Annotated in this window: 4 protein-coding genes; all 4 read left to right on the top strand. The window is 62.8% G+C overall.

Annotated features, from left to right (window positions below; all coding sequences use genetic code 11):
- The coding region (locus H926_RS0100110) for a helix-turn-helix domain-containing protein (RefSeq protein WP_028657367.1) at window positions 1–243 on the top strand (243 nt) is incomplete at its 5' end.
- A 104-nt stretch (window positions 244–347) separates the two neighbouring features.
- Window positions 348–1760 carry a cytosine permease gene (locus H926_RS0100105; RefSeq protein ID WP_022674482.1) on the top strand — a complete coding sequence of 471 codons (1413 nt, stop codon included), beginning with the start codon at window positions 348–350 and terminating at the stop codon, window positions 1758–1760.
- Between the two features lie 126 nt (window positions 1761–1886).
- Entirely contained in the window at window positions 1887–4193 is a 2307-nt protein-coding gene (locus H926_RS0100100; RefSeq protein WP_022674481.1) for a TonB-dependent receptor, read from the top strand.
- Window positions 4194–4250: 57 nt separating this feature from the next.
- Window positions 4251–5678: phosphocholine-specific phospholipase C (locus tag H926_RS0100095; protein ID WP_022674480.1), on the top strand; the 1428-nt coding region annotated here is incomplete at its 3' end.

The following is a 5678-nucleotide window of genomic DNA, read 5'->3' as shown; positions in this document are numbered from 1 at the left end:
CGGCTGGAGCGGCTGTTCCTGGCGCATCTGGGCGTTTCGCCGCAGCGCCACTATCGCCGGCTGCGGCTGGGACGGGCGCGGGGGCTGCTCGAAACCACCGACATGCGCGTGCTCGACGTGGCGCTGGCCACGGGCTTTGATTCGGCATCGGCGCTGACCCGCGATCTGCGCCGCGCGTTTGGCATCACCGCCACCGCCGCCCGTCGCGGCACTCGCTTTGCCCGCGCCACCACCGCCGATTGAGCCTTGCGCATTTCCCCCCTTGCGGCCCCCGGCCAAGCCCCCCAGCATCGCGTGTACACACGGGCGTGCACAGGCACGACCCGCCAAGACGGGGGAAATGGGCCATGTCCAGCCAACCGGTTACGCGCTCGCGGATAGAGGCGCATTCGATCGATTTCGTGCCGCTGGCCGAGCGGCACGGCAAAGTCTGGCATCTATGGCCGGTGTGGTTTGCCGGCGATGCGCACCTGGCCACGCTGGCCACCGGCGCGCTGGGCATTGCCATGGGGCTCAACCTGTTCTGGTCGCTGGTGGCGATCGTGGGCGGCTGCGCGCTGGGCACGTTCTTCATGGCGTTTCATGCGGCGCAGGGGCCGCAACTGGGCCTGCCGCAGATGATCCAGTCGCGCCCGCAGTTTGGCTATCGCGGGGCGCTGCTGGTGTGGGTGGTCGCGCTGATCACCTACGTGGGCTACAACGCGTTCAACCAGGTGCTGGCGGCGCAGACGGTGCAGGAACTGGCCGGCCTGCCGGCCCGGCCGACGATGGCGGTTTTCACCATTCTGGCGATGGGCGTGGCGCTGATCGGCTATGACCTGATCCACCGGGCGCAGCGCACGCTGGCCTTTGCCCTGATCGCGATCCTGGCGGTGTTTACCGCCGGCGCAGCCTGGCTGGTGCCACTGCCCGCCGGGCAGTTCGATCCGCATCGCTTCGTGATGATCCCGTTCCTGCTGCAGTTCTTTGCCGCGGCCGCCTATCAGCTCAGCTGGTCGATCTATGTTTCTGATTATTCGCGCTATCTTCCACCCGAAGTAGGCGTGCGCGCGGCGTTCTGGTGGACCTTTGGCGGTGCCATGCTGGGCGGGGTGTGGATGATGGCAGTGGGCGCGATCGCTGCCGCCGCGCTGCCGCAGGATGGCGTGATCGCGGCTGCACGCATGGTGGGTGACCAGATCGTGCCCGGGTTCGGCATGGTGCTGCTGGTCGTCGCCTTTGCCGGGCTGATCACGGCCACCTCGCTCAATTTCTACGGCGCGTCACTGACGCTGCTGTCGATTGCGGATTCCTTCATGACCCTGCGCAGCACGGTCCGCGAACGCGTGGTCTCGTTGGTGATCGTGACCGTGCTGGCCTCGGCGCTATCGTTTTCCGCGTCGAAGGATTTCATGCACGATTACGAACTTCTGCTTTCGGTGCTGTTGTATATCTTCACGCCATGGACGGCGATAAACCTTGTTGATTTCTATATCGTGCGCAAAGGACATTATTCGATAGCGGCGATATTTGATCCAGACGGCATCTATGGCCGGTGGAATGCGCGCGGGTTGTTGGCGTATCTGGCCGGGTTCCTGGCCATGGTGCCATTCTTCAGCACGCATGTTTTTACCGGGCCCGTGGCGCGCGCCCTGGGCGGGGCAGACATCTCGATGCTGATCGGCTTGCCGGTCTCGGCGCTGGCCTATCTCGTCTTGTGCAGAAACGTTTCGGCAACGCAACAGATGGAGGTGCCGCAGCATAAGCAAAGCGTTTGTTGACCATAAGTTGCGCTTTGCATAACTTTTTTGACAGGAGGACCTGGCTGAATTGATCCGGTGAGTCCGCACAAGCGCATAACGCCCGCGTTCCCGTGATCATTCAGTACAACACATGGGGGAATTCATATGCGTTATAAGCATCTATCCGGCGTTGCTCTGCTTGCGCTCGCCGGCGCCGCTTCACCCGTCCTCGCGCAATCAGCACCCGATGCGGCAACGCCGGCGTCTGCTGCCGGGGGCGATGACGAAGGCAGTCCCATCGTTGTCTATGGCCGTGGCGAAACCCGCCAGGTCCAGACCGTTACCGCGGTTGATATCAAGGCCGCCACGCCCGGTACCAGCCCGCTCAAGGTGCTGGAAAAGCTGCCCAGCGTTTCGGTGCAATCGGCCAATGCGCTGGGTACCAACGAATGGTCCACGCGCTTTTCGGTGCGCAGCTTCAGCCAGAACCAGCTTGGCTTCACGCTCGATGGCGTGCCGCTGGGCGACATGAGCTATGGCAATTTCAACGGCCTGCACATCAGCCGCGCGATCGCCTCGGAAAACATCGGCAGTTCCACCCTGGCGCAGGGTTCGGGCGCGCTCGATACGCCGTCGAGTTCCAACCTGGGCGGCACCGTGCAATTCTTCAGCCAGACGCCGACCGACGATTTCGGCGTCGATACCCAGGCCAGCTATGGCAGCGAAAATGCCTATCGCCTGTTCGGCCGGCTCAACACCGGCGATCTGGGCGGCGGGGTCAAGGCCTATGTCAGCGGATCGTGGCTCGATGCGCCCAAGTGGAAGGGCGAAGGCAAGCAGCAGGCCTGGTCGGTCAACAGCAAGATCGTGGTGCCGCTGGGCACCAGTGCCAAGCTGACGGCCTTTGCCAACTATTCCGATTTCAAGGACGACGACTACATGGATATGTCGCCGGCCTTGATCCAGAAATACGGCTGGAACTGGGATTATATCCGCAACGATTACAAGACCGCTCTGGCGATTGCCAAGAACCTGCAATCGGATCTGGTCAACTATTCCAAATATTGCGCCAATTACGCCGGATACAGCCAGACGATCTGCGCCGATGATACCTATTACAACGGCTATGGCCTGCGTAAGGACTTCCTGGCTGGCGCCAGCCTGACGGCGGACCTTGGCAGTGGCCTGTCGCTGCGCATTTCGCCCTATTATCACCATAACAAAGGCATCGGCACCTGGTGGACGCCCTATACCCCAACGCCGGGCGGCGCGGCGCTGTCGATCCGCTCCACCTCGTACAAGATTGCGCGTGGCGGCCTGACCGGTGCGCTGACCTACAAGATCGGCACCAACGAACTGGAGCTGGGCGGTTGGTACGAATCCAACAAGTATACCACGGCGCGGCAGTTCTTCCCGCTGGCGGATTCGACCACGTCGAGCATCGACAACCGCGAGTGGCCGCAAAATCCGTTCTACACGCAGTATAAGTACAACTTCAAAATCACCACCGCGCAGTTCTTTGTCCAGGATACGTTCCAGGCCACCGACAGCCTCAAGATCAACGCCGGCTTCAAGGGCCTCAGTGTGATCGTCGACAACAAGTACGATCCCGCCAGCCAATCCAGCGCCGCCGCGCGCGATACCTCGGGCCGGCTCAAGGCGCGTGACCTGTTCCTGCCGCAGGCGGGCGTGAACTATACGTTCAATCCCCAGGTCGAGGCGTTCCTCAGCTATGCCGAGAACATGCGCGCCTTTACCACCGATCCGTTCATGACGAACCAGGCCGGTTTCCAGGCCATCAAGAACACGATCAAGCCGGAAACCTCGAAGACGGTGGAAGGCGGCCTGCGCTTCCATCTCGACCACTTCGAAGGCTCGATCGCGGGCTATCACGTCAAGTTCGAGAACCGGCTGCTTTCGGTGCAGCCCTGCGCCATCATCGTGGGCTGCGCCACGGTGCTGTCCAACGTGGGTTCGGTCACCACCAACGGGGTGGAACTGGCCGGCACCTATCACCTGACCCGGGCGCTGTCGCTCTATGGCTCGTATTCCTATACCGATGCGCGGTATGACGACGACGTGCTCAGCGGCGTGCTCTACCCCACCAAGAACAAGCAGGTGGCGACGGTTCCGGCGCATCTTGCCAACGCCGAAATCGCCTATGACGATGGCGTGATCAGCGGCCGGATCGGCGCCAATTACCAGTCCAAGCGCTATTACACCTATACCAACGATGCCAGCGTGCCCGGCCGCGTGCTGGTCGATGTCTCGCTGGGCTATCACTTCGATGCCGCCGACGGCCCGCTGCATAATTTGGAAATCCAGGGGAACGTCACAAATCTGTTCGACAAGAAGTATATCGCGACGCTCGGTGAGAACGGTCTGGCCTTCACCGACCCCGGTGGTACGCTGCAGTCGATGCTGGTGGGGGCGCCGCGCCAGGCCTCGATCACGCTGCGCAAGCGGTTTTGACAGAGTACGGATGCCGGCGAGCGCAGCGCCGGCATCCGCCTGTTTATTGAGGCAAGTATGATGACGTATCGGCCGGCGCGCCGCAGTTTCCTGAAAGCGGTGGCGGCGGCCGGGGCGGCCGGAACCTTGCCGCAATCGATCGCCACGGCTCTGGCGCTGCCGGCGGCACGGCGCACCGGCACGCTGTCCGATGTCGAACATGTGGTGATCCTGATGCAGGAAAACCGTTCGTTCGATCACTATTACGGCACCCTGCGCGGGGTGCGCGGCTATGGCGATCCGCGCCCGCTGCTGCTGCGCAATGGGCAAAGCGTGTTTCACCAACCCACGCCCGATCGCCAGGGCGTGGTGCTGCCGTTTCGCATGGATGGCCGGATCAGCAATGCCCAGGGCCTCAAGAGCCTGGACCACAGCTGGAAGGGCGCCTTTGCCGGTTGGGCGGAATACGACAGCTGGATCAAGCACAAGACGCCGCAATCGATGGGCCATTTCGTGCGCGAGGACATCCCGTTCTATCACGCGCTGGCCGATGCCTTTACCATCAACGATCAGTATTTCTGCTCGATCCACGGGCCGACCAATCCCAACCGCATGTTCCTGTTTTCCGGCACCAGCGGGCTGAGCGCAGGCGACGATCGCGCCCAGGCGGTGGACAATGCCGACGATGGCAACTGGACGGCCGACATGGCGCGCGACAAGGCCGATTTCCCCGGCGCGGCCCGCTGGACGACTTATGCCGAGCGGCTGGAACAGGCCGGGGTAAGCTGGCAGGTCTATCAGGAATACGAGAATTTCGGCGACAACTCGCTGCCGTACTTCGCCAATTTCCGCGGGCTCGATCGTGCGTCGTCGCTCTATCGGCGCGGGCGGGCGTGGGTGGCGGGATCGAGCGCAGAAACGGCCGAAACCTCGCAGGCGCAATATCTGGTCTCTGCCTTTGCCAAGGACGTGGCCGCCGATACCCTGCCGCAGGTTTCATGGATCGTGGCGCCGGCGCGCTATTCCGAGCATCCCGAGGCGACGCCGGCCTTCGGCGAAAGCCTGACCGCGCGCCTGATCGAAGCGCTGGTGGCCAATCCCAAGGTCTGGGCGAAGACCGCGCTGATCATCAACTATGATGAAAACGATGGCTTTTTCGACCATGTCCCCGGCCCGGTGCCGGCGGTGAACCGTGCTCAGGGCCTGAGCAGCGTGGACACGCATGGCGAGGCCTACAAGGGCGAGCCGGTGGGCCTGGGCATTCGCGTGCCGCTGATGATCGTTTCGCCCTGGACGCGCGGTGGCTTTGTCCATTCCGGCGTCAACGACCACACTTCGGTCATCCGCTTCCTGGAGCGGCGCTTTGGCGTGATGGAGCCCAACATTTCGTCCTGGCGCCGTGCGGTGACCGGCGATCTGGTCGATATGTTCGATTTTGCCGATCCCGATGGATCGGCGCTGCATGCCTTGCAGGCATTGCCCGCGATCGGCGATTATCGCGCGCGT

This window comes from Novosphingobium sp. B-7, from assembly GCF_000410615.1.
Classification (GTDB): Bacteria; Pseudomonadota; Alphaproteobacteria; order Sphingomonadales; family Sphingomonadaceae; genus Novosphingobium; species Novosphingobium capsulatum.
The sequence above is the reverse complement of the archived record's forward strand: the minus strand, read 5'-3'. Positions and strand labels throughout refer to the sequence as shown.